We start from the raw sequence: 26,454 nt of genomic DNA on the forward strand, positions 1-26,454 counted from the left end.
CCATTTCATGCGCTTCATCGTTTCCAGCTTCTTTTTCCAGGAGCTGCGCCTCAAAACGTTCCCGTTGGTCAATGGGATCGTTCAGCTCGGTAAACGCATTCGCATGCTCCCTTGCGACAATAAACAGCTCAAAGCGATCGGTAAACCGTTCATCCTGCTCGTTTTTCTTGGCCAACGGCGAAATCTCTACCGGATGGCCGTATACGAAAGTAGGCTGGATGAGTGTCTCTTCGATTTTTTGTTCAAAGAACTCGTTTACCACGTGGCCGAAGGTATGGTGCGGTTCGACCTGCACACCATGCTCCTTCGCCAGAGCACGCGCTTCTTCATCGCTCATATGCTTCCAGAAATCGACCCCGACGTGTTCCTTGACCAGATCAACCATGTGTACACGGCGCCATTTCGGTGTCAGATCGACTTCATGTCCTTGATAGTGGACCTTGGTCGTTCCCAATACTTCCTGCGCGATATGGGCGATCAACTCTTCTGTCAATTTCATGATGTCTTCAAAGTCAGCATACGCCTGATACAGCTCGATCATCGTAAATTCCGGGTTGTGACGGGTAGAGATCCCTTCATTCCGGTATACGCGGCCGATCTCATACACTTTCTCCAACCCGCCGACAATCAGCCGCTTGAGGTGCAGCTCAATGGCAATGCGCATATACAACTGCATGTCCAACGCATTGTGATGGGTAATAAACGGACGAGCTGCTGCTCCCCCGGCGATCGCATGTAGCGTTGGCGTTTCCACTTCAAGGAAACCGAGGCTGTCCAGATAACGGCGCATCGAAGTCAGGATGCGGCTTCGTGTGATAAATGTATCGCGAACCTCGGGATTGACGATCAGATCGACGTAGCGCTTGCGGTAACGGGTCTCGATGTCCTTGAGACCGTGATATTTTTCAGGCAATGGACGAAGCGACTTCGTGAGGAACGTAAGCTCTTTCGCCTTTACGCTGAGCTCGCCCGTTTTTGTCTTGAAAACAACACCGCTCACGCCGATCAGGTCGCCAATGTCGCTGATGTTAAACACTTTAAAAGCTTCTTCGCCGACTGTGTCCAGCCTTACGTAGATCTGGATTTGGCCGGAGCGGTCCAAAAGCTGGGCAAAGTTGGCTTTCCCCATATCCCGTTTGGCCATCAGGCGTCCGGCAATGGAGACCGTCGGAGCTTCTTGTTCCAGCTCTTCCTTTGTCTTTTCGCCAAAGCGGCTGACAATATCGGCCGCGTGATCTTTCTGTTCAAACTTCTTCCCAAATGGGTCAAGGCCCCATTCTCGAAGCTGATTCATTTTGTCATGGCGCACTTGCAGCAACTCATGAAGACTTTCCTGTTGCTGTTCTTGCTGCTGTTGGTCTTGCTCGTTATTCATAGCCTCATTCACTCCTTACCATACCTTGGTGACGATTTGGGCGGCTGGATAAATAGCGATACGGCGTACCCTTTTATCAAGGTACGCCTTGTTTCAGCCGATTACAAGTTAATATCGAGAATTTCGTACTGGATAACGCCTGCCGGAACTTGCACGTCGACAATGGATCCTTTTGCTTTTCCGAGCAACGCCTGACCTACCGGAGATTCGTTGGAGATCTTGTTGTTCATCGGATCGGATTCAGCCGACCCCACGATGGTGTACATCACAATGTCCCCGAACTCCAGATCTTTCAGCTTCACTGTCGATCCTACGCTTACGACGCCGGTGTCCACGTCTTCGTTCGTAATGATGCGAGCGTTGCGCAGCATCTTTTCCAGGGTAAGAATACGCCCTTCGATGAATGCCTGCTCGTTCTTCGCCTCTTCGTACTCGGAGTTCTCGCTAATATCTCCATAGCTGATCGCTTCTTTAATCCGTGCTGCAACTTCCTTGCGTTTAACCGTTTTCAAATCTTCAAGCTCTTGTTCGAGTTTTGCCAAACCTTCTGGTGTGAGAATCACTTCTTTTTCCGACATGGTTCAATTCCCCCGTTTAAAATAATTCCTTTCGCACTGGGTAAAGTACAAAGGATTATATGTAGATGCTCTATACAATATACAGGCAGAACGTGAATGCCAAGCTGTCGACTCCAATTGTCATAGGGAAAGCTGCCAGAGTGAACTGGCAGCTTACGTCCCGATAATACGACGTATTATAGGATATGAAGGAACCCTTGTCAATGTTTAGGATACCGTTAGTAGCTCACTGCTTCTTCCTGGGGCAGAGCTGCTTCTTCATCCACATCGTCTGCATGGTTTTCGACCCATTCCACATACTCCGTCAGGACGCGGCGAAGCTCTTCTTCTGTCTCGACAGCGTTGATCAGGTTTTTCGTATGGGTAGAACCCTTTAAGCCTTTGAGGTACCAGGCGGCGTGTTTGCGCATTTCCAGCACGCCTACTCGCGGCCCTTTCAATGCGATCAGCCGCTCGGCATGCAGCATGCAAATCTCCATCTTTTCACGCGGAGTCGGCTCAGGCAGCAATTCTCCCCGGGTGAGATACTGGACGGTCCGGTACAACATCCACGGATTGCCCAAAGCTGCACGACCGATCATTACGCCATCGCAGCCGGTTGTATCCAGCATGCGGCGAGCGTCTTCCGGCGAAGCCACGTCACCGTTCCCGATGACCGGAATGGAGACCGCTTCCTTGACGCGGCGAATCCAATCCCAATCCGCTTTCCCCTTGTACATTTGAACACGGGTGCGTCCGTGAACGGCAACGGCCTTGGCCCCTGCACGTTCTATCGCCTGGGCGTTTTCAATCGCGTACATGTGCTCCTCGTCCCAGCCAAGCCGCATTTTGACGGTAACCGGCTTCTCTACGGCATCCACTACAGCGGAAACCACTTCGTAGATTTTGTTCGGGTCCAGCAGGAGCCTTGCACCGGCATCGCAGCTGACGATTTTCGGAACCGGGCACCCCATGTTGATATCAATGATATCGGCGTTTGTATATTGATCGACATGTTTCGCCGCCGCTACGAGCGTTTCCTTGTCGCCGCCAAAAATCTGCAGGCTTAGCGGTTTTTCGCGCTCATCGACAAACAGCATATCCATCGTCTTCTTGTTTCCGTGCACGATCGCTTTGTCGCTTACCATTTCAGCGCAAACGAGACCTGTGCCAAACTCCTTTGCAATCAAACGAAATGCAGGGTTGCATACCCCTGCCATCGGAGCAAGAACGACGTTGTTTTTCAACTCAATGTTTCCGATTTTCATTTATCATTCAACCTCCTTTTCCCGCAGTTCCGCAGGGAGTCATACACACACCACGGCCCGACGAGTGGATGGAGAGGCTAAGCCCCAAGAAAAAAGTTATTTATTATTTATAGCACATAATTCCTCATAATCAACCTGTAAAGTGCTGGCGATCTTCCGCAACACAGGCTCGGTCGGCATTCGCGTTCCTCTTTCCAGCGATCCGACAAAAGAGAGCGAGACGCCCATCTTTTCTGCCAGCGACTGCTGTGTCAAGCCTTTCAGTTTGCGGAATGACCGGATCCGGTTTCCCAGACGATTGTTCCCCATTTTTGTACCCCCTTGTCATCTTGCGGCAACAACCTGAGGAAATCGTCTAAAGGCCGGTTAAATACAGGCAGCAAGCCACCCTCCAAGACGTCGCGCAAAGGAACGAGCACGAAAGCCCGCTCTGTCATTGCAGGATGAGGGATGGTCAAATGCTCCTGATCCAGCGCTGTGTCTCCGTACAACAGCACATCGATGTCAATGGTCCGTGGCCCCCAACGAATCGTTCGCACACGTCCCAACTCCTGTTCGACTGCCAGTGCACTCTCCAGCAGCTTCTCCGGAGTCAGATCCGTTTCTACAGCAACAGCCATATTCAGAAACGCCTCCTGATCGACAAAGCCGACCGGAGCGGTTTCGTATACAGGTGAAATGCGGACGACCGAAATCCCTTCTCGTCCGTGCAGCTTTTCAACTGCTTGTCGCAAATTATCCGCCCGATCGCCCATGTTGGAGCCGAGCGCCAAGTACGCACGCACCGTCATTAGGCACTACCCTCTCTTTTGCGGCTCATCTCGATGGCAACGGAATCATAGTGGCCGTTGATCGGAGGATCAGGCTTTGTCACCCTGACTTTTACTTCTGAAAACGGAAACGCCTGCAGCAATCGATCCGCAATCCGCGCGGTCAATGCCTCCACCAGGTTGTAACGCTCTTTTTCTACTATTTGTTGCACACAATGAAATACATCGGCGTAATTCACGGTATCGTTTAGGTCGTCGCTTGCTCCTGCCCGGGACAAATCCATAGACAGTTCCAGATCGACATAAAATCGCTGCCCCAGCTTGGCCTCGGCTTCAAACACTCCATGATAACCGTAGAACGCCATTCCATTAAAATAAATTTTATCCAATTAGGCCGCCCCCTTTCAACATCGCGTCCATCATGGCGGTCACTCGCTTCATTTCCTTGACGTCGTGGACACGAACAATCTGGCAGCCCTTCGCTACGCCTAAAGCTACCGTGGCGGCAGTCCCTTCGAGGCGCTCCTCCACCGGCAGATCCAGGACGCGCCCAATCATCGATTTGCGCGATGTTCCCAGCAGGACCGGATAGCCAAGCGCCACCAGGTCATCCAATCGGCGCATCGCCTCGAGATTTTGCTCCAGCGATTTGGCAAAGCCGATGCCCGGATCGAGAATGATCATCTCGTCACGGACCCCCGCTTCCCTGGCAATCGCGACGGACTTACGCAAATCTCTGACCATATCGCTGAAAAAGTGGGTGTAGGCGGTATCCTCGCGGTTGTGCATGAGAATAATCGGCACCTCATGCTGGGCGGCCACTTCTGCGATTCTTCTGTCTTTTTTGGCTCCCCAGACGTCATTGATGATATGGGCGCCGGCACGAATCGCCTGTTCGGCTACCTCGGACTTGTACGTATCGACCGACAACGGAACGGAAAGCTCCTCGACCAACGCACGCACAACCGGAATCACCCTGTCCAGCTCCTCGGCCAGCTCTACGGGAGCCGATCCCGGACGGGTCGATTCTCCGCCGATATCAATGATGTCCGCGCCTGCTTCTACCAGGGCACGCGCCTGGGCTATCGCCCGCTCGATGTCCGTATAGCGGCCGCCATCGGAAAAGGAGTCAGGCGTGACATTTAAAATCCCCATGACGAGCGTCTTTTGTCCGAGCGGCAGCACATGGCTTTTGCAGTGAATGGCTTTTCTTTGCCGAAGCTGGCGACGCATCGCGAGCAGCTCCCGCACTTCCGCAGCCGCTACCCGCAGTCCGTCTGTCTGATCCGGGATGCGTTCGAGCAATGCCTGCCACTGTCCGTATGTACCCTTCATATATAGGTCGGTTAAATCGGGAAGAGCCGGATTGTCGTGCATGACAGCGTCTCCGCCGAGAAGCTGCATCTCTTTTCGCAGCAATGCCGCCTCTTCAAAAGCAAGCCTCTCGACATGAATCTGCAATGGCTCTCCCGCATCGGCAAAACGCTCCCTGTCGGCAGGCTTGACTCCTTGGCAGGCGAGCTCTTCTTCTACTTCCATGCGGTTTTGAGCGTGAATCACGAATGGATTATGAATCATGAGCCTTGCTTCCTTTCGCGTCTTGAATCTCTCGTTGACATGTTGTCTGATAGCATACCATAATTACCCACCACACGCTACAGACTCACGGTACGCCAGGTGCAGCGCCTGCGTATAGCTTCCATAAGCGGCAGGAAGTACCTTTCCATTCACCTCTGATACCGAAACGATCTCCTGGATGGAATTCGTCACAAACGCCTCGCTGGCACTCTCCAGCTCCTCCAGCCGATAAAAGCCCTCTTGCACAGGGATGTCCAGCTTTTGGGCCAGATTCAGCACGTGCCTCCTCGTGACCCCGTCCAGTATGCCCGTTTCGACTGCGGGCGTAAACATGCTGCCGTCTCGAATCCAGAAAAGATTGCTCACGATCCCTTCGGCCAGATAGCCGTCATGGGTCAAAAACAGGCCTTCGACGTCGGTTTGGTTCCCGACCTCCAGACGGGCCAGGGCATTGTTCAAGTAATTGTGCGACTTGAAGCGAACCGGGCCTTCCGCTGTCTGGCGGGGAATCGACAATACTTGCAGCCGCTTCGGACGAGGGGGCAGCGCGATCGGCGGAACGCTTTTTGCAAAAATAAACAGGGACGGACGAGCATATCCTTCCGTCACCAGTCCTACACCCTCGTTGCCTCCCGTTATGCTGATCCGCACGTATGCATCCGCAAGGCCGTTCGCTTTGGCTGTTTGCAGGATGGCCGCCTCCAGCTCTGCGGAGCTCCAGGCATTCCTTATGTGCAACGCCAAAAGCCCGGCGGATAACCGGGCGAAGTGTTGATCCCACAGAAACAGCCGTTCCTGATAGACACGCACAGTCTCAAACAAGCCGATCCCGTACAAAAATCCATGGTCCAAAACAGACACCGCCGCCTGCTCGGCAGGGACGATCTGTCCATTCACATACACGTACATGGCATTCTCTCCCGCTATCCTTCTTGGAGAGCATCATACCATATTTCTCAGCCGATCTGCGCGGTCTCCTCCAGCCGTTTGCGGTGGATGAAACGGGAGATGGTGATCGACATTTCGTACAGAGCGATCAAAGGGACGATCACCAGCACATCGGAGACCAGATCAGGCGGTGTAATCGTGATGGAAATGACCGAAAGGAGAAAATACGCCGGCTTTCGCAGCTTGGCCAGCCGGTGCGGATTGAGAATGCCCAGATGGCTGAGAAACAGCACGATTACAGGCAGCTCGAACAAAAGTCCAAACGGAACGCAAATATTGAGCATGAATGTAAAGTAGTCATTCGCCGTGATGACGAGATCGAAATTGCCGTTGGACAATCCGAGCACAAATTGATACATCAAGGGAAACAATACGAAGTAGGCAAAGCCGAGCCCGATCAAAAACAGGAAAAAGAGCGCCGGTATATACAGCATGGCTACTTTGCGCTCCTGCTCGGTCAGTGCCGGCACGACAAAACGCCAGGCTTGATAAGCGATGATCGGGATGGTGATGGCAATCGCTCCGACTGCGGAAAGCTTGATGTAGATCGACAAAATGTCGTTGGGACCGAGAATCGCCAGCTTTTCCTCCGAACGGCTCGCCAAAAAATGATAGATGTGATCTACGAACAAAAAGCACGTCACGAGACTGATGACAAAGGAAGCCAGAACGATGATCAGTCGGCGGCGCAGATCGGTCAGGTGTTCGAGAAACGGCATGGCTCGCCCCATGGCTCACTCCTCCTCCTCGTGAAAAAGTACACAAAGCCCGGTAAAAATGGCACAATGCGGCTTAAAACGACCGGGTTTTCTCAATATATCCTGCCGGGCAGCGGCAAAGGGCAGTGCGCGCGCGGCACACCACCCTTCTCCCTGCAGATGGTTTAGTTAACTCGATTCAAGGATTCTTCACCGTTTTTGCCGGCAAGGACGACTGCCTTGTCAGGCGTATCCTTGTCCTTCTGCTTTTTCTCGTCGTCCTCGTCCTTGGTCAGATCTTTGGCAGCCGACTTGAATTCGGTCAGGGTGCGCCCAAAGGCTCTCCCGATCTCAGGAAGCTTGCTCGGACCGAAGATGACGAGGGCAATGATCAAAATGAGGATAAGCCCGGGAATACCGATGCTGGACAACATAGCTGGCTACACTCCCTTTTTTAGAAGCCGGTAACAGCGATAACACCCGGCATGGCGACAGCATTGCCGCCTTTTGGCCAGTGGCTGGTCGGCTGATCGTAGGATTTCAGGTTTTCACCAGGATGCTGGACAGACAAAAACAGAGTCGTTTCATCCGGAGTAAACCACGGTCCGGTCATTTCCGCTCCTACTGGCGCAGAAGCAAATTGTGCCACTTCTCCTTTGTTTGCCCCGGTTGTCGGGATAAAGAAGATGCCGTTGTTGCCAAACGATTTGTAAATGCCGCTGTTCATGGACGAGGAAGAAATGTCCGTCACAACCCACAGGTTGCCTGCGCTGTCGAACGCCATGTTGTCTGGAGCAGCAAATCCGCTTTGCGGTCCGCCGGCGGCAAAGATTTCAAAGGTGAAGTCCAGACCGGCATGGTTGCCGTCTTTTTCAAACAGGCGGACAATCTGGCCGTAGAAATTTCCGTGCTTGGAGTTGTTCGTCATGGCGATAAAGACACTGCCGTCGATTGGATGCACTTCTACGTCCTCCGGGCGATCCATCGGAGTCGCTCCCACTGCTTTTGCAGCTTCGCGGCAATTCACGAGCACATCCGCCTGAGAGGCAAACAACGCTTTGCCGTCACTGTCGGTCGCTTTTTGCAGCGCTTCGTTGGAGGCGAAATCAAGTGCGATCCACTTTCCTTTGCCGAAGTTGGCTACATACAACGTGCCTTCCTCCAGCAGCTTGGAGTTTTGTTTGCCGGCGCTTGGATTGAACTTTCCTTTGGAAACGTACTTGTAGACGTACTGGTCGTTGGCGTCATCGCCCATGTACACGACAAGCTGTCCGGTAGGAGCGATGACCATCGCTGTATTTTCATGAGAGAACCGTCCCAGGGCCGTGTGCTTCTTCGGTGTCGATGCGGGATCAAAAGGATCGACCTCGACAACCCAGCCATAGTGGCGATTATCCTTCAGTCTGCAATCGTCGACGACATCCTGGAAGTTTTCTTCGCAGGACAATATCGTGTTCCACAAGGTCACTCCGCCGGAGCAGTTGGCGAAGGTACCGATTACTTCTTTGGCAAGGGAAGCGGCGGGGCCCGTCAATTCATGCTTGGTCAGCCCGCTCACACGGCGGCCGTATTTGGAGTCTGGAACCAGCTTCCATCTGCCGCCCTCGCGTTTTACCTCCACGACCGAGCCGCCCAGTGCGTACAGATACTTCTGGACTTGCTCTGCGGTGCGCTTGTTTTGCTTCGGATCGGCATTCAGCACATCGTAGCCGGTAACGTAGTACTCCAGCTCGCCCAAGTATTCATGATTGACCCAGAGGAGGCCGTGATCGGCGCTGCCGTCGATCGGCAGGAAGCAGGTGAAATCAGCATTGAACCCGAATGTATCCCCGTTCTGATTGATCCTGTCTCCGTAGACTGCGATCACATCATACTTGTACCCGCTAGGCAGCACAACATCGTCCTTGGTGGATGGCTCAATCGGCTTGAATTTCGGATTGAACTTGTGCTTCTTGTCTTCCAGCCCAAACAGATGATCAGCCGTTTTCCCGGAGATCGATTGCCCTGCAGCCAATGCAGGAATGCCTGTAGCCAGAGAGGCAAGGGCTGCCGTACCTGCACCCAGATAGGTCAAAAATTGTCGACGGTTCACGTCCATTCGCGTTCGCTCCTTTGTCTCTTTACTCACCTCCCGATTGTACAAGCCGTTCGTCTAGTTACTGTGAAAGCATGATTAAGAATGCGTAAAACTGTTTGTATGTTCTGTAAAGAAACAAAAAAGACCGCTCGCAATTTACGAGCAGTCTTGGACTATCGTGTTGTTGTACTCTATTTCACAGGTTCCTTTGCGTATGCTGTCAGGAAGTTTTGCAGCAGCTTCTTGCCGTGTTGGGTAATGATCGACTCCGGGTGGAATTGCACGCCCTCGATCGGATATTCGCGATGGCGCAGGGCCATGATTTCCCCTTCTGCCGTTCTCGCGGTCACTTCAAGCTCGGGAGGCAGCGTCGCTTCCTCCACGATCAGCGAATGGTATCGCGCAGCAGTAAACGGCGACGGAATGCCGGCAAAGATCGTCTTGCCGTCGTGGAACACCTCTGACGTCTTGCCGTGCATCAGACGTTCCGCGCGAAGCACCTTGCCTCCGAACACCTGACCAATCGACTGATGGCCCAGGCATACGCCCAGGATCGGAATTTTCCCGGCGAAATGGCGAATCGCCTCCATGCTGATGCCCGCTTCGTTGGGCGTGCAAGGCCCGGGGGAAATCATCAAATAGTCGGGGGCCAGTTGTTCGATTTCTTCCAGCGTGATTTTGTCATTGCGGCGGACCTGCAGCTCCTGCCCCAGCTCGCCTACATATTGCACCAGGTTGTACGTAAAGGAATCGTAATTGTCAATCATCAGAATCATACGCTCTTCTCCTCTCGACTCTTCTTTCTGTTCTCGCTCAACTCCAAAGCCTTCCACAACGCTTCCGCCTTTTTCAGCGACTCGAGATACTCCGCCTGCGGCTTGGAATCAATGACGATCCCTGCACCTGCCTGTACATGCGCCATACCGTCCTTGACGACCATCGTACGGATCGCGATGTTGGTCTCCACGTCACCGTGAAAGCCAAACCAGCCGATGGAACCGGTGTAGACGCCGCGTTTGACGGGCTCCAGCTCCTCGATGATTTCCATCGTCCTGACTTTGGGCGCTCCTGTGATTGTCCCGCCCGGAAAAGCGGCTGCCACAGCGTCAAAGGCATCCTTGTCCTCCGCCAGCTCCCCTTCCACGTGAGAGACGATATGCATGACATGCGAGTATTTTTCCACGACCATGAACTCGCTGACGTGCACGCTGCCATAGCGGCTGACCCGCCCGAGATCGTTTCGCTCCAGGTCGACCAGCATGACGTGCTCGGCCCTCTCCTTCTCGTTTTCGACCAGCTCTTGCACGAGCGCGTTGTCCTCTGCCTCATTTTTCCCGCGGGGTCTTGTCCCGGCGATCGGGCGCGTGCTGACCTTTCCGCCCTTCGCCTTGATGAGCAGCTCCGGCGAGGCGCTGACCAGCTGAAATTCGGGAAAATGGAGGTAGCCCATGTAAGGGGACGGGTTCAGCTTGCGAAGGACATCGTACACTTCCGGGGCCGACACTTGCATCGGCTTGCTCTGGCGTACAGAGAGGTTCACCTGAAAGACGTCGCCAGCCGAAATGTAGGACTGGACCCGGCGTACCGCTTCCTCAAACTGCTCCTGGGCAAACGATACCTGCACAGGTTCCTTGGACTCCAGAGGGCGTTTTCGCAAGGCATCCCAATCGCTGCCGTCCTCGCCTTTTTCCGCCAAGGCAACGCGATCCAGCTCCTCGGCCATCCGTTCCAGCCGAATCCGCGCAGCGTGGTACGAATCTTCCGTCAATGAACCGGAGGGCAAATGCGTCAGACAAAAGCATTCACGTGTCGCATGATCAAAGACAAAAACGTCTTGCATTATCATAACATACAGATCGGGCAGCTGTAAGTCGTCCAGGGCAATCTGCGGCAGGCCCGGTTCAAAAAAGCGGTTCATCTCGTAGCTGAGGTAGCCGACTGCTCCTCCGTAAAAGTCGGGAAAGTCCGGGATGGCCGGTGTCCGGTAGCGGGCCAAAAAGCGCCGCAGCGCATCCAACGGATTTTCTCCCTCGAGAGCCTCAGTCCGCTCGTCCGCATAAGCAACCACCGTATGGTTGTTCCTGCTGCTGACTGTTGCGATCGGCTGACAGGCGAGATAGGTGTAGCGTCCTGCACGGCCGCTTTCCAGGAGTACAGCCCCCTCCAAGGATGGCTGCAGAGCTTGCAGAAGGTCCCAGGGGTCCAGGCTGTCCGGCCATGCCACACGCTTTGCTAACGGGACGTAAGGATAAGAAGCTGCATATTGGGTCAGATCGGAAAAGGAAGGCACGATCACAAGGTTCACACTCCGGTATGCATACTAAAAACATCTAGCACTAGCATATCATAACCGCTGCCCTTGTCCTTAGCTGTTTGTTGCCAACGTCCTTAGCTGTTTGTTGTTGCCAATGTCCTTGGCTCCTGTTTGTTGCCAAACGGCTTGCTTCTAGGCTGCGGTTGCCGTCGTCACTTTGCACGGGAAAGCCCGCCCCACTGTTTCCAAACAGAGCCTTTTCGGTACATAAAAAAGACGCCGGCCGAAGCCGACGTTCTGTTTGCCATTTTGTGATGTCCTTATTCTTCGAATTGATACAGCGGAGTGGAGAGGTAGCGTTCTCCGTTGCTCGGAATGACGACTACTACCTTTTTCCCCTTGCCCAGCCTTTGGGCCACCTTGAACGCAGCATAAATGGCCGCCCCCGAAGAAATACCGCCGAGAATTCCTTCGTTGCGGGCTACATTGCGGGCCGTTTCAAAGGCTTCTTCGTTTTCGACCTTGATAATCTCGTCGTAAATCTCGGTATCCAGCGTATCGGGGACAAAACCGGCACCGATTCCTTGAATCTTGTGAGGACCTGGCTTGCCTCCAGAGAGAACAGGGGAAGCTGCCGGCTCGACTGCGATGATCTGCACGCCCGGAAAATTCTCGCGCAGCACTTGACCTACGCCCGTAATCGTACCACCGGTCCCGACACCGGAGATAAATGCGTCGATGCCGCCAATCTCTTTGCCCTGCTCCAGCAGCTCTTGTCCCGTCGTCTCACGGTGAACCTTTGGATTGGCCGGATTTTTAAACTGCTGCGGAATAAAATAGGAAGGGTTCTCCTTAACCAGCTCCTCCGCTTTTCGGATCGCTCCGCCCATTCCTTCTGCGCCAGGCGTCAGTACCAGCTCAGCTCCATACGCCCGGAGCAGATTGCGCCGTTCCATACTCATCGTCTCAGGCATGACCAAAATAGCCCGATACCCTTTGGCAGCTGCTACCATTGCCAGGCCGATACCGGTATTTCCGCTCGTAGGTTCAATGATGGTATCGCCCGGTTTCAGTTTCCCCTCTGCCTCGGCTGCCTCAATCATGGCCAGTGCAATCCTGTCTTTGACACTGCTGCCCGGATTGAAGAACTCCAGCTTCAGGTAAATGTCTGCCATGTCTTCGCTGACAACCCGGTTCAGCTTTACCAGAGGTGTATAACCGATCAAATCCGTAATCGAATTGGCAACACGCATGTCTCCGTCCCCCTTTTAATAACCGAGTAAATTGGTAGGTTTTATTGGTTAATTATATCAATGAAAGCCCATCAGGTCAATTGGGCATTTGCCCATTCTTCACCCCGACGGATTGGCGCAATCGCTCCAGTACGGCATCGAGGGATTCAACCTGTGCCAATGCCATTTCCCTGCGAATGTCTTCCTTCGCCTGCTCGAATGTAATCTGCTCCGCTTCTTTCCGGTCCGAAAGCCGATAAATGTAGTATTTCCCGCCGCTCTCCACCGGAGGGCTGTTTTTCTCCAGCTCCAGAGAAGAGAGAATGGTTTTGGCCTCGTCGGTGAGGCTGCTGTCTGTAAGCGAGACCCAGCCCGCATCCCCGCCGTTTGGCGCCGTGAGCGGATCGATGGAGCGTTCCTTGGCGAGCGTGGCAAAATTGGCCCCGTTTTTCAATTTCCATTTCTTTGCTGATTCGTTTGGGATCAATCGTGATTCCCAGCCGCTTCGCCTCCTGAAAGACGGCCTCCCGATTGATCATATCAGCAAGCACCTGCTGGCCGTGCTTTTCCTTCAACATCTCGATCCAGTCGGCCTCGCTGATCGTCCGATCTCCCACCACGGCTGCCGTATGCAGCTTGGCAGCGGACTGGTACCATGACCAGCTCACTGCCAAAAGCAGCAGCACCAGGGCAGCAATCAATCCCCACAGCGTCTTTGTATTGTTCACGCCATCTCCTCCCTTGCTTTTCCAAACGATTCAAAAACAGAGCTGAGACTTGTACCGCCGCAAAACGGATACGGCGGAGCGCAAGCAGGACAAAGTTAGCAGGACAAAGAGGACGGACCGCAAACGCACGAAGTCACCAACCCCTGTACCTCGGGACCGACTGCTTCTCTATCCCGGAGTGCCAGAAATGAGGCTGCCATTTACATGTTCCTGCGAATTTCCTCCAATTCCGGCTTCTCGAATAGGTATCGCTCGTTGCAGAAATGGCAGTGAGCCTCTGCTTCGCCCTGTTCGGAAATGATGCTGTCCATCTCATCTTTTCCGAGGCTGATCAACGCGCTTTTTACCTTTTCGTGAGAGCAGGAGCACGTAAAGTGAATTTCGGTACGGCTGAGAATTTTCGGCTCATCCAACACTTTTGCCAGAATTTCTTCAGGTGACAGCTGATCCGCGATCATCCGGGAGATTTGCGGGATTTGGCCCAAGCGCTCTTCGATTTGCGCGATCACATCATCTGGCGTGTTCGGCAGCAGTTGAAGAATAAAGCCGCCCGCAGCCAGTACGGAGCGGTCTTGCGGATTGACCAGCACCCCTACGCCGACCGCGGAAGGCGTCTGTTCCGAGCTCGCAAAATAGTAGGTGAAATCTTCGCCAATCTCGCCGGATACGATCGGAGAGCTGCCGCGGTATGGTTCTTTCATGCCCAGATCCTTCGCCACATTGAGAAAACCATCTGTTCCTACCGCGCGGGCTACGTCGAGCTTCCCTTTCTCGTTCAGCTCAAAGTGCACGTGGGGATTCGTCACATAGGCAATTCCTTCCCCGTGGGCATTGGCCTCTGCCACGATCTGCCCGATCGGACCTCCGCCTTTGATTTTTACAGAAATTCGCTCCTCGCCTTTCAGCATCGCCCCCATCATCAGCGTTGCGGTCAAGGTCCTGCCTGCAGCAGCAGCTGCCGTATTCCACATGTCGTGGCGTCTGCGCATTTCCTCGACGGCATTTGTCGTCCGGGCAGCAAAAGCGCGGACATGTCCGTTAAATCCGGTTGCTCTTATCAAATAATCGCTCATAAAGCGATCCTCCTTCTCATAGATGAAATGAAGAGTATGTTCCTACCAGTTTACCACAAGAAGGGCCGGACTTCTCAAGCGAGCCCTGCTTGTAAGTGTACCCCTTTTACCAACACGCAAAAAAACCCCCTTCTTCCAGACAAGGGGGTGAATATGCAAAGTGTGTTTTTTAAGTAAGCTCGTCAGGTCAAATAATCCTTCAGGACGCGAGAGCCTTTTTGCTTGCGCAGACGATCAATCGTCGTCGCTTCGATCTGGCGAATCCGCTCGCGGGTGAGGCCAAACATCTTCCCGACCTCTTCCAAGGTGTACACCTGATCGTTGTAGAGTCCGTAGCGCATGGCGATAATCTCCTGTGCGCGCGGGCTGAGCCTTTCCAGCGCGGCATGCATCTGGGAGCGAAGATCGACCTTTTCAATCCAGTCGTCCAGCGACGTCTCCGGGTCGTCGACAATTTCCGCATAGCTGAGGTATTCATCCTCATGCTCTGCCCATAAGCTGTCGGAATCCGGCTCGTCATCAATCGACTCCATTTTCAGCATCAACGCAAACTCAATCGCCTCCACTTTTTCCAGAGGCAGCTCCAACAAGGCGGCAATCTCCTGTCGGTCCGGCGTACGGCTGAGCAGATGGGCCAACTGAAGCACCTGTTTTTGGTACTGCCGAATTTGCTCATGCATGTGCACAGGAATCCGAATCAATGCACCCTTGTCATTGATCGCCCGGGTAATCGCCTGAGAGATCCACCAGTGCGAATAATGGTAAAGGCGAACACCGCGTTCCACGTCAAATTTGTCAATGGCAGTAAACAGACCAATCGTTCCTTCCTGTATCAAATCCAGGAAGGGCATTCCCTTTCGAAGATGGCGCAAAGCCGTGCTGACTACGTACCGAAGATAGGCACGAACGAGTGTCTCACGAGCAGCCAGGTCTCCGTCACGCTGATAGCGAATCAGGCAGTCCAACTCTTCTTCTTTGTCCAGCATGGGTGTTGCAGCGACGCCTTCCAGAAACAGCAGAGCCGACGTGTCTGACCGCAAGGAGCGCGGCACGGCGATACCCAACTGAGCTTCAACTTCCCGCCAGCGACGGGGAGTGGACTGGAAAGTAGATGTACTCACAGTCATATGCAACCCTCACTTCTCTGAGAGAATATTCAAAAAGCAAAGCGTGGTCAGCCTTTTGAACAAACTCTTTTGAATGAATTTCCACGATGAGGTTCAGCCTGTTGAATGCTTGCAAAAAAGATCATGCTGTTACACGATGGTACTGTAAACGTATTTCGACAAAAAGCAGATCATTCCTGCCTGTTTACAGAATATTAACGGAAATGTAAGCAAATTATTGCTGGTAGCGCTTCCATTATCAGGCGTTGGCTCATCTGTGTTTGTTCCATCAAAATAGCTTCTGCTCAAGAGATTGAGAGGGGCAGAACAATCCGTCGAATCATGACGAAACCTGTAGAAACAGAGTGGATCTCCACTGTTTATAGAGTGAGGCTACTGGGCCCTCCCTCCTGGGCCATACCGGATACCATTTTGATGAAATGTTCGGCGGTTTTCCCCAGATAGGCATCCTTGTTCCAGATAATCCCGTAGCTCGCTGCCAAATCGGTCTCCTTTATTTCGTACGCATGAATATGATTTCTCTGCAAGTACTCAAACACGCTTTTGGGGACGATCGAGCTTCCGAAGCCCGCTTCAACCAGTTCTCCCAGCAACAGAATATCTGAGCATTCACAGCGTACATTCGGAGTGATATTCTGTTTCGCAAATTGCTCCATAATATAATGAAAGAGACCGGAGCCGGAGGTGCTCGGCAAAATAAGCGGCTGAGCCCTGATGGCCTCCAGCGTGACCGGTTCGCTCATGTAAACGGCTTTCTTCACTAGAGGTAATATAATAGAACGTATCTGTTTGATAATGCAGGACAGAAAAATCAGAAAGATCGATCGGAAAACGAATAAACGCAAGATCGATCACTCTGTCTCGCAACAACTGGCATAGATGCGTAGTCTCATTTTGCTGAATTTTGTAGGTGACATATGGATAGGCTCTCTGAAAGTCCATCAGAAGCCCTGGCAGTTCCGGCACGGACAATGTATTTACCCCGATGCGCAGCCTTCCTCTTACACCCATTCCCGCTTCCTTCACTTTTACAGCAGATTCCTCCATCTGCCTGACGATCTGCAAGGCATGCCGGTATAGTTCCGCACCCGCTTCAGTCAGCTCCATCCTCCTTCCCTTGCGAATCAATAAGGGGACCCCGAGCTCCTCTTCCATTTGCGCGAGCTGTTGGCTGAGCGGGGGCTGGGACATATGAAGCCGCTTCGCTGCAGCAGTCAGATTCTCTTCCTCCGCAATGGCAATAAAGTAACGCAGCTGCCTGACATCCATGTTACGTTTCTCCTTTTACCCATCACTTCTATTCTCTCTCCTTACCATATCATATTGGGGCTTGCTTACAGGTGCTTCGTTCGATCGCTCAGAGTTGTTTATTTTGATCCTCAGTCTTGTTTATTGGCTCCCATGGGCTTGTTTATTTAACCTCGGTCTTGGTTATCCGCTCCTACAGACTGTTTATAATCCTCGGTCTTGGTTATTCGCTCCTACAGACTGTTTATAATCCTCGCTCTTGGTTATTCGCTCCTACAGACTGTCTATTTCGGTCCCTTCAGTCCGGGCTGTAAAAAAAGAAAAGCCGCTTACGAGCGGCCTGCTTCTTGTTTGACTTCGATTTTGGCAAGCAATTTGTCCCAGTCGACCAGCTTTTCCATCAGGATGGATAAAAACACGCCCATGATCAGACCATTGGAGATGACGGGCTGAAGCAAAACAGGCAGGCTGCCGAAAAAGGCTGGCTGAACATTCATGATACTGACGCCAATCAACACCGGAGCGGCAATCCGAAAGATCGTCTCCGACGTAAAGATCGTACCTTTGATGGTATGCAGCGCTGTCCCGAACAATTGAAGGTAAGCAACCAATAAGACCGCATTGCCCACGGTCAGAGGCATCGTTCCGAGAAAAGCGCTGAGTGGCGGGATAACCCCGAGAAACGCAAACATGATTCCGCTAATAATGAACGGCTTTCGGTTCAGCAGCTGGGTGCTTTGCAGAAATCCGATGGAAGACGTAAAAGGAGTATACGGCACCAAGCCAAAAATAGCCGAAATCAAAGCAAAAATGCCCGTAACGAGAGTAGATCGCCTGTATTGACGATTGTCCGCCTGCTCCTTGTAAATGTCGGCAGCAGCTTGTATGGAAACAAACGTATTGGTCAGATTCAGCAGTCCCGCAAAAAATGAGACAGCAATGATTCCGTACTCCAGATTGGGAAAGCCGAAGGGGAACATGCGGAAAGTAACGTCCGCATTGCTCGGAGTCGGAAGATCGGACGGAAACAGCATCCGATAGAGAGCCCAACCGACAACCATGCCGATGAGTATCGAAAAATTGCCCAATCCTTTTTTGCCTTTGATCTTCAAGACACTCACGAAAACGACGACCCCGATGGAGAACAGCGCGACTGGAATGTCCACGGTGCCCTGCGCGGTTGTGATAAACATTCCTTTGAAAAAAATAAAAATGAGCTGAAAGGTCAACAGGAAGAGATAGACACTCATCACCATGGGTGTAATGATTTTTTGTACGAGCGGAAGGAGGTTGAATACAGCCAGCAGGATGATCGTGGCACCTGCCAGCAAAATCCCCGTCGCGATTCCTCCCCCGACCGCATGTATATCCATTCCAAGCGCCGATGCGGACAGACCCATATTGAGGATGAGTCCCCACATCAGGCCGGAATGGCTCTCCAGGATCGGATAGCGATGTCCGATCCACCCTTGCAGAATGCAGGCGATGCCGGTGAATAAAAAAGAGCACCGGATCGTCGCCTCAATCGCTTCCGCAGAAAGCTGAAACGCCGCTCCGACCGTTATGGGCACGACAACTGTGTTGGCAAAAATAAAAAAAAGCCACTGCACCGAGGACAAAAGGGTTACGGCAGCTTCTTTCTTTTTAACGAGCATGAACACCGCCTCCGCAATCAGCCATACATCATGACAGCGATACTATGACGTTATGCTAACACAGGGGCTCCGTTCTCAGAAGTATTGATTTCCTTGTTATGGTATATGGAAAGGATATAGATTCGTAGCGGGACAAAGACGGGATCTTGGGCTGGGACCCTGGCTAGGTACTCTGTGACTGGGTGCTTCGTGCTGGGTGCTTCGTGCTGGATGCTTCGTTGCTGGATACTTCGTGACTAGGTACTTCGTGACTGAGTATTTCGTAGCTGGGTACTTCGTGGTTGGAAGCATTTGTAGCTGGGTACTTCGTGGCTGGGTCTTCGTGCTGAATACCTTGTGAAGGGGGACCTCAGACTGGGGATTTTGGTGTTGGGTACTTCGTAGTTGGATTGGTCAGATAAAAACCTCGGATGAAAAAACAAAGCGACCGCATTTGTTTTGCAGTCGCTAAAATGGAGCCAGCTCTATATGATTTGGATCAGGAAATGCTCTCTCTCGCCAACTCTTTTTTCACCATTTGACCTCCTCTACGCTGACCACCGGAAAAGCATGTGCTGGCAGCACGGGAACAAAAGGGCGTTCATTCACATAGGCAACGACGATATGAGAGGGGCCTACCATCGTTTTTGGGGCCAGCCGGAGCTCTTCTCCTTTTTCCGTCATTACCGTGATTTGCAGGAGTCCTCCCGCTGGCCTTCTGGCTCCTGTAACAACCCTGTCGAGCGAGAAGTCCGATCCATTGAAACGGAGAAATAGCTGGTGGTCGTTTCGCCATGATACAAAATCGATGTAATGCCGTACAAATGACAATGAATCCGTCGTAACGCTGTGCCCGGACGGAAGATACTTGTTGCCTTCCCGACGATATCCGCCGTTTTCCAGCATGCGCCTGTCGAACCGATCTAACGCTTCTTTTTCTAGTAAGTCAATGACGCCTTCGGTCTTCAAAACCGGATTTATCGCAAAAGTGGCGTGATGATTGGACAGTTCCAACAACATTTTGACTTCCGTTTTTTTCTGCATCGCCAGATCGGCATCGACCACAAATACACCTATTAATAGAAAGAACAGCAGCGCCGAAATGGACAATATATTTATTCCCGTACAAATCCCCTCCGGAATCGTATGCAAAATACGCCGCAGATCTAGCATCACCAAACAATCTATTGGTCGATGTTTCATTCAGTGAAACGATCAGCGACCACGATCAAACGCCGTAAAGCTCTGAAGTGTACAGAGTGACTACAAATCATAGTCCATCATGTTCACCGTCCCATGCCGCACAACTCTCATCGTTTTCTCGACGGGAAGCCAAGATACAAAGAGAGGAAACGGAAGCTCTGCCTGAAGGACAAATTCGTCTTCGTGGCTCCACAGAACAGGGTCTGCTGCCCGACTCCGCTGAATGTGGATGATCAATTCCTCTTCTGAAAGGGTTAACGATTTTTCTGCGAGTTCCTGTGACATAAAGGCACGGACTTTCCCCAATACCTCCGCATCCCCTCGGCCTCCGTGATTACTGATGTATTTTGTTGCGGCGGCGCTTACCTCCAGTAATTCGTTATGCGTTTGAACCACTGTGTGGACCTGCAAAATGCCCATCGGAACCAATAGCAGCACCATCACCTGCAAAAATACTGTGATGACTTGTCCCATCACTCGGTACCGAACCTTGTCACATTATGCAGAAGCTTTTCGAAAAACTGCATACTCACAGCCAACAGATTATCGGGACCTGTCATTAATACGTGGACGGTCAGCGGCAGTACCAGTACCATCAGTCCCAGGATTGCAAGGATTTTGTTCATAGTTACCACCCCGGGTCAAAATACTCGGAAGGACGGCTTCCGGTAAACGTAAAGGCCTTCTCCCCCTCCACAAACCGATTCATCCACTGAGAAAGACGTGATGGATAAACAGAAAGCGAGAGGGTGACCATTTCGTTTCGTTCCTTTCGGGCCCGTATGCCTTCCATCCGCGGATGACTCCCGGAGAAGGCGTCCCCAGAGACGTCCCACCCCAAGTCTCGCATCCTTTGAACATAATAATCAGCAAGTTGCGGCTCCAGATAGCCAATATCCTGCATGTCATCAAAGGCGTCCGCGTAAATGCTGCGGGCAATGGCTCGTTCCATGGCATACATCTCGTATGCCCCAATAGCGGAGAAAAGGATCAGCATAACAGCCAGGCAGATGAGAAAAACCTTCAATTTCAGCATGTTTTCTCCGGCAACGACCAACGCTGCCCATCATAAGACTCGGCTAATGAAAGCTGACGGTCGCCGCCTTGTACACCCTTTCCTTGTGGGATTGCTTCAACTGACCCTGGGGATCGCTCCCCCATAAAAAAGCGCACAGACTCCCTACCATGACCAATATGATTAAAAAAACTTGTAGTTGGAGCATAATCGATAGGAGTAGATTATCGACTTGAGTAGGAGTTGCCGTTTTGCATCTTGAACTGAACGTTTTCGCCTTTTGTGTCATAGTTGAGGGAAGTCACAGAGTTGTGAATGTTCTCGGCGGATTGGATCGCGGAGGGACTTAGTTCATTGCCGTAGGAGCTCACTCCGATCCCCAGAACCATCACGCATGCAAGAAAGATAAAAAACATTTTTGACATAACAGACACTCTCCTTGTTTATTTTTGTTTGAAGCAATCAAAATTTTGGCCATACCTAACACATCTGTTTTTTAATCGCATTTCACTTACGGAATAGCTTGATCAATCCAGTTGACCGCTCGATCGCGCAAACCGCCATCGCTGACTATTGACTCGTTAACCGACGACATGCTTGCTACGATGATTCCCAGTGTGAAAACAATACACATCAGAATCGAAAACAACTTGCTCATACCTATCCCTTCCTCAAGTCAGGTATTTGTCCAAAATTTCCGTAAGCAGCTTATACCAGGGAAACATAGCTACGAGTAATCCCATATAAAATGCCGGATAAACAATGACGCTGTAGCCGATCCCCAGTGATTTGATTTTCTTTCGATGCCGAAACATCCGTCGATGATCGACAGCCCACTCCAATCGCTGCATGGTCAGGGCAACCTGACTTTCACTCAAGTTTTCAACAGTTCTCATACTGGACACCAGAATAACCGCATCTTCAACTCCCAGTTTTCGCTTGAATGTTTCCAAAGCTTCATCAGGATCCTTGTTCCATTCGGAAAGACTAGGAACATATTCCTTTAACAGACGGGTCGGCCGTGCCGCCTTTAGCATGGCACTGTATACGGGGACCTGATTCTCCAACAAATTGACGTATCTGTTGATAAAACGGGCAATATCGGTACTCAGCACCTCCTCCCGGTACCCGGCCCACACTTTCAATCCGATATACGGCAGCATAAAGCTGAGGGTAGAAGCGATCAGCAGCGTCCATAGTGGAAACGACTGCGAGCGGCTAAACATTGCAGCGAACAGAATCAATAAGCAGACAGTTGTTCCACTGACCAACTGGGAGAACACCCACTCAGGCTTGCCCCATCCAAACGGCCGTCCGGCGCGTTCGAGAAGCTTCTCCCATGCTTGATCTTCAGTTGCGTTCACCGTTTTTGTCCAAATATCTCTCCAGGGAACGGAGACAAACAGCTTGGGACGTTGAAGGCCAATCAAGCACCTCCCTATAAACAGACAACCAATAAAGACAAAGACTGCACCCAAGGTCAAAGTGACATACATGTAAACCTGTGGCATTAGCGATACCTCCTTCCCCAGATGAATGCCAGCAGGATGGAGATGGACCAGACGGTAACTGCCAGCGATAAAATCGCTTGTCCATCATTGGTAAAGAAGTATAGTCTGTAAGAATCTTTAAGCAGACTCTGATTGTAAGGAATCAAACAAATACAAATGATGATCACCACAATCAAACTAATCCAGATCGCATGAATTTCGCTGTTTCTTTCCTCTTTTTCGTCCTGTTGTATAAACATTTCATTCGTAAGCCGGTTTAACGCGGTTTGAATATCTTCGGTTTCTCCCTCCAGTCCGCTTGCCACATAGGTTGCGAAATCAGAGGCCCACGGATGGTCCAACCGTTCCGCAAACTGATTCAAAGCAAGGACAGGATCTCCCCCATCCGACAGCTTATTGGTCAACAGCAAAAGGTCCGGCAATAAGTCTTTCGGGCATTCCTCAACCATATCCCGAAAAGAGAGAATAATGTTTTTTCTGCTGCTGTAATAGCGAGAGAACAGGTCGACAAAGCGACAAAATGACATGATTTTTCGGTTGATAAGTACGGTATAACGGGCGTACAGCAAAAGAGTTGGAAGCAATAACAGCAAAACAAACAGCGAGAGTGAGACGACGATATTTCCAAGGAGGATGCCGGAAGCAAAGCCCGCCGCAGACCCAACCACGGAAAGAATCAGGTATACTTCTGGAACTCCCCCTGCCACCTGACACCATCGTTCGTACTGGTTGTATATGAATTGATTGGTTTTTCGCTGAAGCATTTTTTCCCGCCACGCTGCTACCGTTTTGGAAAAAAACACGGGGGGCGCGGACCATTTCTGATACAGATACAAGCCTAGCAAGTAAAACCCGATCAAAAGGCAAACAAACATGGGGATGAACAAAAATAGCTTCATATCAACCTTCCCATATCCGTCAGGCGCAGCTCTTTCAGGGTGTCCAAATCGGCCCTTCCTACATAGCACATGTATTCGACCAGGTGCCCATCGAGCTGCTTCCCTGTCCATTCGTACTCTCCGCTAATCCTGTTGCGATATACGAGCGGTACGGACTCGACTCGATTCATCAGATCATTCCATTCCGTCACGTGAATGGCATCAATAAAGCGATGTCCGTTGTTTCGATAAGTGAGCGAATTCACGAAATTGACGGCACGGCTGATCCTCTCCTGAGTCAGTTCGACACTTCGCCCGCCGTACTGATAAACCAGATCGGTCAAATCGTTTAGGGCTTTATGGGGAAACCGTTCATGCATCGCAGCGATCGTAGCGTCTGTTCCTCGCACTCCTGCATTGATAAAGTGATAGGCCTCGATCGGCTCCCTGATTTCTCCAATCAGGATCGTATTGGCGGTAGAACGATACATATCCTTAAAGGAATTCGCAAGTTCGATACCGATTTCTTCAACATTTTGCAGCTCAATGACTTCCCCGCTCCACACGTCTCCAAATCTCATTTCATGTTCGCTTTCAAAAATCGTAATGTACTCGGTTCGCGGGTCCTTTAGTTTGAGCATGCACAGCATTAAGGTCGTCTTTCCGGCTGCCATAGGACCAATGACCAACACATTTCCCCGGCCGTGCACTTGCTGCTCGATCAACAGTTGTACCTTTTCATCAAAGGTTGGCATCTCCTGTTTGCGGAGATCATCCAGCGAAAAGGCAAGAGTCGCAAAACGCCGTACAATGATGACAGGGACTCGGGAATACGGGAAGGTAAACATGGTCAGCCGCGCTTTTAAAGACTCCAGGTAACCACTAAGGCGCGGCTTCTTTTCATGGAAAGAAAGGCCTGCCGTATTAGTCAGCTTCTGTTGAAGCGTCTCTACCTCTTGCCATGTGGGCATATAGTTTAACGTCTTCTTCACTCCCTGCTCAATATAGGCAACCTGGCGGCCCGCAGAAACCCTCACTTCCTCTACCCACGGAGAGAGATGTAGTGTTGCGTCGATGATTCCCCACCCGTATGTCGAGAAAGCAAGCCCTTCATAAGCATTGACATGAGGAAGAATTTCTTCTTTGACGGGGCGTTTCAGCACTTCTTCAAAGTAGTGTTGCAGACGAAGGATAATATGACTATGGCTGTCACGGTCGCCTTTTTCCGCTAACGTTAAAATTCGCTGCATTTCAACCTTTTCTTCACGTGTAGAGCCAAAGTGGTTTAAATAATCGCGTGCCGCCTGTTTGATATCTTCGATGGTCTTTATCTCCGATGGATTCCATTGTCTGACCGCCTTATTCATCAACACACGACCGCTCCTCTTACCATTTTTTCAGTTTCCATAATGGCTTGCAGGCTCATGACATAAGGCTTGGGAGGAAGAAATTCCTCTACCAACACACTATGGGTTCGGTGTGACTGCCGCAGACGATCATCGGAAATGCGTGGAACCACTCCGTATACAGAAATACCTTCACCGATACGATGATTCTGCCCCTTATCGATATGGCTAAGCATGACCTGATACTCTACCCCGCGCTTCTCCCAGCTTTTTATCCATTCTTTTGCTCCCTCGATGCTAAACGGGTCCGATCGGACAAACAGCAAATTGCGATCGGCGGTGTAAATCAATCTCTGCATCGCATCTGTCTCGGGAAAGCTGTAGCCCCAGTCAATGTAGATGTAGTCAAACTGTTCCCGCAGCGATGACATCAAATTGGATATCTCCATGCTTCTCCAATTGCTTGTGGCGTTTGCATAAAACAGGTTGGGCAGTTGGTTGCTTTGTTTGCAAATTTTTCGCCATGTTCGCAAACGAGCTGTACGCAAATCCAACAGGTCCGGTCTGAACTGGCTTAGTTGATGTTGCTGCAGCTTGAAAAACCGGGTCAAATCCTGCTTGTGAACATTCATATCAAGAACGAGAATCTGTTTATCAGGGTTTTGCTTCGCCAATAAAATCGGGTAGTTGATGCAAAAGGTCGTTACCCCTGCACCTCCGTGACTCATCAAAGCGTATATCATGCCCCGGCCTTCATATGGGCCAGCCGTATCGTCTTCATCGTCCAGGCTCAGGATTTGTCCAATCCCCTTTCGTATCTCATCCTGGGTCAGATTGGCGGAAAGTATGTAAACACCGCTCAGATCAGCCTTCTGTACCACTTCCTTAATCAAGCTTTCATTTTGGTAAAGTGGTACGACAACAATCGGTGTTTGAGGATCCAACGTACTCCTTGCCAAGGGCAGCCACTCCCAGACAGGTGTCTCAAACATCTCGGCAAACAGTACCGCTGCTTCTGGTTGATACAGTTTAGCCAAACGATAAAAATCGGCAGAAGACTCTGACACCAGAACCTGGCAACCCATGGGCATATACGTGTGAACAAGAGATTTTACCGGATAGCAGACGATCGTCTTCATGATGTTATCTCCACCTCCTGATTCGATAATTGACCAATCTGGACGATCCCGTATAAAAACGCCTCACTAATCGCGGAAAATTGTTGATCGGTCAGATTCAAACCGATAAAGGATGCAAGCGCAGTCGGCTGTGAACGGTAATCCTGGTAACGCTTTTCACCGTTTAGCAACGGTTTCTCTCGTGACCCATTAAAGATCGCATCCATATGGTCGGGAGATGGAAGGGGATTGGGCCTGATCGTATAAATTTCTGTACCATTGCTGTCTCTCACCGTTGCCAGCTGGGTCGTGAACAGTAAATCCGCAGTTCCATTGCTTTTCCTGAAATGACTTGGTTCAGGCAAATGTTCCAATTCGGAAGGTGGTTTATACGTGACCCATACCTTCACATAGTCGCCTTTTCTCAATTCTGTGACGGGATTAAAAAAAGTGAGAGGAAATTCATAGCGGGCCATTCCTTTTTCCGGGAGAAGCTGATTGTCCGTCAGCTTGCTCTGTAAAATCTGTTCACCCGAAAAGATCGTTTGCGTGCTGCGTTTTCCAAGGACACTCTCCAAGTCCCTGATTGCATCGGGCAGTATGTTGTCGATTCCCTCCTGAACCAATACGAGATCAGCTCTGGTTATCGGTTCGTACGGGGCAATTACCTTGCCTGGGGCTACCTTTACCACCGGGGCAAACAATCGCTTGAGAGCAATTGCATCAATATATCGAGTAGCCGCATAAAAGCAAGAGCCAGCCAGTATAAAAGAAATGATGCTAATAATGATTAACGTCTGTTTTTTCATAGCCCTC

At 51.2% G+C, this 26,454-nt stretch carries 30 protein-coding genes (1 of these 30 running past the window's edge); all 30 read right to left on the reverse strand.

Annotated features, from left to right (window positions below):
• Window positions 1–1,375, reverse strand: the 5' portion of a protein-coding gene (gene lysS, locus V5G20_RS00085; RefSeq protein ID WP_003390348.1) for a lysine--tRNA ligase. 146 nt of this gene lie to the left of the window's left edge; the window shows 1,375 of its 1,521 coding nt (coding positions 1–1,375); it begins with the start codon at window positions 1,373–1,375; the stop codon falls past the left edge of the window.
• Between the two features lie 101 nt (window positions 1,376–1,476).
• On the reverse strand, window positions 1,477–1,953 hold the full coding sequence (greA, locus tag V5G20_RS00090; RefSeq protein ID WP_003390347.1) for a transcription elongation factor GreA: 477 nt from the start codon (window positions 1,951–1,953) through the stop codon (window positions 1,477–1,479).
• A gap of 218 nt (window positions 1,954–2,171) precedes the next feature.
• A complete protein-coding gene (gene dusB / locus V5G20_RS00095) occupies window positions 2,172–3,200 on the reverse strand; it encodes a tRNA dihydrouridine synthase DusB (RefSeq protein WP_003390346.1) in 1,029 nt (342 codons plus the stop codon).
• Between the two features lie 96 nt (window positions 3,201–3,296).
• Window positions 3,297–3,509: a helix-turn-helix domain-containing protein gene (locus tag V5G20_RS00100; protein ID WP_003390345.1), complete on the reverse strand. Its 213-nt coding sequence runs from the start codon at window positions 3,507–3,509 to the stop codon at window positions 3,297–3,299.
• Window positions 3,461–3,991, reverse strand: coding sequence for a 2-amino-4-hydroxy-6-hydroxymethyldihydropteridine diphosphokinase (gene folK / locus V5G20_RS00105; protein WP_003390344.1), 531 nt, complete (start codon window positions 3,989–3,991; stop codon window positions 3,461–3,463). The genes V5G20_RS00100 and folK overlap by 49 nt, the downstream gene beginning before the upstream one ends.
• The gene (gene folB / locus V5G20_RS00110) at window positions 3,991–4,359 is read right to left on the reverse strand and encodes a dihydroneopterin aldolase (protein WP_003390343.1); all 369 of its coding nucleotides are present in this window, start codon (window positions 4,357–4,359) and stop codon (window positions 3,991–3,993) included. The genes folK and folB overlap by 1 nt, the downstream gene beginning before the upstream one ends.
• Window positions 4,352–5,548 (reverse strand): dihydropteroate synthase, encoded by a 1,197-nt coding sequence (gene folP, locus V5G20_RS00115; protein WP_174768866.1) that lies wholly within the window; start codon window positions 5,546–5,548, stop codon window positions 4,352–4,354. Before folP ends, folB begins: the two co-directional genes overlap by 8 nt.
• Window positions 5,549–5,611: 63 nt before the next feature.
• Window positions 5,612–6,457, reverse strand: a complete 846-nt coding sequence (pabC, locus tag V5G20_RS00120; RefSeq protein ID WP_338462913.1) for an aminodeoxychorismate lyase — start codon at window positions 6,455–6,457, stop codon at window positions 5,612–5,614.
• A 47-nt stretch (window positions 6,458–6,504) separates the two neighbouring features.
• The gene (gene tatC, locus V5G20_RS00125; RefSeq protein WP_024984120.1) at window positions 6,505–7,227 is read right to left on the reverse strand and encodes a twin-arginine translocase subunit TatC; all 723 of its coding nucleotides are present in this window, start codon (window positions 7,225–7,227) and stop codon (window positions 6,505–6,507) included.
• Window positions 7,228–7,379: 152 nt separating this feature from the next.
• Window positions 7,380–7,628 (reverse strand): twin-arginine translocase TatA/TatE family subunit, encoded by a 249-nt coding sequence (gene tatA / locus V5G20_RS00130; RefSeq protein ID WP_003390338.1) that lies wholly within the window; start codon window positions 7,626–7,628, stop codon window positions 7,380–7,382.
• Window positions 7,629–7,648: 20 nt separating this feature from the next.
• Entirely contained in the window at window positions 7,649–9,292 is a 1,644-nt protein-coding gene (locus tag V5G20_RS00135) for a PhoX family protein (protein ID WP_003390337.1), read from the reverse strand.
• A gap of 170 nt (window positions 9,293–9,462) precedes the next feature.
• The gene (pabA, locus tag V5G20_RS00140) at window positions 9,463–10,047 is read right to left on the reverse strand and encodes an aminodeoxychorismate/anthranilate synthase component II (RefSeq protein WP_003390336.1); all 585 of its coding nucleotides are present in this window, start codon (window positions 10,045–10,047) and stop codon (window positions 9,463–9,465) included.
• Window positions 10,044–11,567: an anthranilate synthase component I family protein gene (locus V5G20_RS00145; RefSeq protein ID WP_422387987.1), complete on the reverse strand. Its 1,524-nt coding sequence runs from the start codon at window positions 11,565–11,567 to the stop codon at window positions 10,044–10,046. The genes pabA and V5G20_RS00145 overlap by 4 nt, the downstream gene beginning before the upstream one ends.
• A gap of 278 nt (window positions 11,568–11,845) precedes the next feature.
• A complete protein-coding gene (cysK, locus tag V5G20_RS00150) occupies window positions 11,846–12,778 on the reverse strand; it encodes a cysteine synthase A (protein ID WP_003390334.1) in 933 nt (310 codons plus the stop codon).
• Between the two features lie 76 nt (window positions 12,779–12,854).
• The gene (locus V5G20_RS00155) at window positions 12,855–13,244 is read right to left on the reverse strand and encodes a peptidylprolyl isomerase (protein ID WP_338462917.1); all 390 of its coding nucleotides are present in this window, start codon (window positions 13,242–13,244) and stop codon (window positions 12,855–12,857) included.
• A 441-nt stretch (window positions 13,245–13,685) separates the two neighbouring features.
• Window positions 13,686–14,558: an Hsp33 family molecular chaperone HslO gene (gene hslO, locus V5G20_RS00160; protein WP_003390331.1), complete on the reverse strand. Its 873-nt coding sequence runs from the start codon at window positions 14,556–14,558 to the stop codon at window positions 13,686–13,688.
• Between the two features lie 182 nt (window positions 14,559–14,740).
• The gene (locus V5G20_RS00165) at window positions 14,741–15,685 is read right to left on the reverse strand and encodes a sigma-70 family RNA polymerase sigma factor (protein ID WP_031933451.1); all 945 of its coding nucleotides are present in this window, start codon (window positions 15,683–15,685) and stop codon (window positions 14,741–14,743) included.
• Between the two features lie 359 nt (window positions 15,686–16,044).
• On the reverse strand, window positions 16,045–16,380 hold the full coding sequence (locus V5G20_RS00170; RefSeq protein WP_338462920.1) for a LysR family transcriptional regulator substrate-binding protein: 336 nt from the start codon (window positions 16,378–16,380) through the stop codon (window positions 16,045–16,047).
• On the reverse strand, window positions 16,295–16,954 hold the full coding sequence (locus tag V5G20_RS00175; protein ID WP_338462922.1) for a LysR family transcriptional regulator: 660 nt from the start codon (window positions 16,952–16,954) through the stop codon (window positions 16,295–16,297). The genes V5G20_RS00170 and V5G20_RS00175 overlap by 86 nt, the downstream gene beginning before the upstream one ends.
• A gap of 308 nt (window positions 16,955–17,262) precedes the next feature.
• A complete protein-coding gene (locus V5G20_RS00180; RefSeq protein ID WP_024984077.1) occupies window positions 17,263–18,588 on the reverse strand; it encodes a uracil/xanthine transporter in 1,326 nt (441 codons plus the stop codon).
• Between the two features lie 510 nt (window positions 18,589–19,098).
• Complete coding sequence (locus tag V5G20_RS00185) at window positions 19,099–19,740, reverse strand: hypothetical protein (RefSeq protein WP_227278039.1); 642 nt, start codon at window positions 19,738–19,740, stop codon at window positions 19,099–19,101.
• Window positions 19,741–19,830: 90 nt separating this feature from the next.
• Entirely contained in the window at window positions 19,831–20,244 is a 414-nt protein-coding gene (locus V5G20_RS00190) for a hypothetical protein (RefSeq protein ID WP_024984075.1), read from the reverse strand.
• Window positions 20,244–20,396: a hypothetical protein gene (locus V5G20_RS00195; RefSeq protein WP_003390325.1), complete on the reverse strand. Its 153-nt coding sequence runs from the start codon at window positions 20,394–20,396 to the stop codon at window positions 20,244–20,246. The genes V5G20_RS00190 and V5G20_RS00195 overlap by 1 nt, the downstream gene beginning before the upstream one ends.
• Window positions 20,397–20,398: 2 nt before the next feature.
• Window positions 20,399–20,806, reverse strand: a complete 408-nt coding sequence (locus tag V5G20_RS00200; RefSeq protein WP_024984074.1) for a hypothetical protein — start codon at window positions 20,804–20,806, stop codon at window positions 20,399–20,401.
• Window positions 20,807–21,009: 203 nt separating this feature from the next.
• On the reverse strand, window positions 21,010–21,210 hold the full coding sequence (locus V5G20_RS00205) for a hypothetical protein (RefSeq protein WP_003390323.1): 201 nt from the start codon (window positions 21,208–21,210) through the stop codon (window positions 21,010–21,012).
• A gap of 246 nt (window positions 21,211–21,456) precedes the next feature.
• Window positions 21,457–22,296, reverse strand: coding sequence for a hypothetical protein (locus tag V5G20_RS00210; protein ID WP_039070442.1), 840 nt, complete (start codon window positions 22,294–22,296; stop codon window positions 21,457–21,459).
• Entirely contained in the window at window positions 22,296–23,195 is a 900-nt protein-coding gene (locus V5G20_RS00215; protein WP_003390320.1) for a hypothetical protein, read from the reverse strand. Before V5G20_RS00215 ends, V5G20_RS00210 begins: the two co-directional genes overlap by 1 nt.
• Window positions 23,192–24,541: an ATPase, T2SS/T4P/T4SS family gene (locus V5G20_RS00220; protein WP_031933447.1), complete on the reverse strand. Its 1,350-nt coding sequence runs from the start codon at window positions 24,539–24,541 to the stop codon at window positions 23,192–23,194. Before V5G20_RS00220 ends, V5G20_RS00215 begins: the two co-directional genes overlap by 4 nt.
• Window positions 24,541–25,659 (reverse strand): hypothetical protein, encoded by a 1,119-nt coding sequence (locus V5G20_RS00225; protein WP_327956768.1) that lies wholly within the window; start codon window positions 25,657–25,659, stop codon window positions 24,541–24,543. The genes V5G20_RS00220 and V5G20_RS00225 overlap by 1 nt, the downstream gene beginning before the upstream one ends.
• Window positions 25,656–26,447, reverse strand: a complete 792-nt coding sequence (locus V5G20_RS00230) for an SAF domain-containing protein (RefSeq protein ID WP_327956770.1) — start codon at window positions 26,445–26,447, stop codon at window positions 25,656–25,658. Before V5G20_RS00230 ends, V5G20_RS00225 begins: the two co-directional genes overlap by 4 nt.
• Window positions 26,448–26,454 lie beyond the last annotated feature (7 nt).

Source organism: Brevibacillus borstelensis, assembly GCF_036700025.1.
In the GTDB taxonomy this organism is placed as follows: Bacteria; Bacillota; Bacilli; order Brevibacillales; family Brevibacillaceae; genus Brevibacillus; species Brevibacillus borstelensis.